1 protein-coding gene and 1 pseudogene are annotated in these 645 nt (G+C 43.7%); both read left to right on the top strand.

The genetic code is table 11. The features are described 5' to 3' along the window. A partial coding sequence (locus R8N49_RS27955; RefSeq protein ID WP_318190548.1) for a TolC family protein occupies window positions 1-426 on the top strand: 426 nt, incomplete at its 5' end. A 2-nt stretch (window positions 427-428) separates the two neighbouring features. Further along, window positions 429-645: pseudogene (locus R8N49_RS27950) on the top strand (OmpA family protein); the annotation flags it as partial.

The raw sequence follows: 645 nt of genomic DNA, 5'->3' as shown, positions 1-645 counted from the left end.
ATGTTGCGTTTACGCTATAACTTGTTCAACGGCGGTAGCGATGCGGCAAATTCAGAAAACTTCGCATACCAACTCAACAAAGCGAAAGACTTGCGTGAAGGCGCGTACCGTAATGTTGAGGAAGGACTTCGCTTATCTTGGAGTGCTCTGGACTTAACGTTGCAACAAAAAGAATTTTTAGCAGACCACGTTGATTCGGCAGCTGAGACGGTCATCGCGTATGAAAAGCAATATCGAATCGGTAAACGAACCTTACTAGACGTTCTGAACACTGAAAACGAGTTGTTTGAAGCGCGTAAAGATTACCTTGATTCAAAATATGCAGAGCAATATGCCAAATATCGTGTGATGAACGCAACTGGCCAATTGTTGAGTGCGTTAAGAGTCGAAATGCCGAAAGAATGGCTAGAAAAAGTGGAGTATTAATTATGAAAAACATAACTATTATTGCACTGTCATTAGTTGTTGCTGCATGTAGCTCTTCGAGTGAGCGAGGCGACGAATACGATTACATAGACACTCCTATTGCAGATCAATGGGCCGACCACCAAGATGACGACAGCGACGGTGTCATTAACCAGCGCGATTTATGTCCAGGCACACCATTAGGTGCAGAAATTGATAATGATGGCTGCGGATCTTACG

This window comes from Vibrio sp. 1978 (assembly GCF_033344345.1).
The sequence above is the reverse complement of the archived record's forward strand: the minus strand, read 5'-3'. Positions and strand labels throughout refer to the sequence as shown.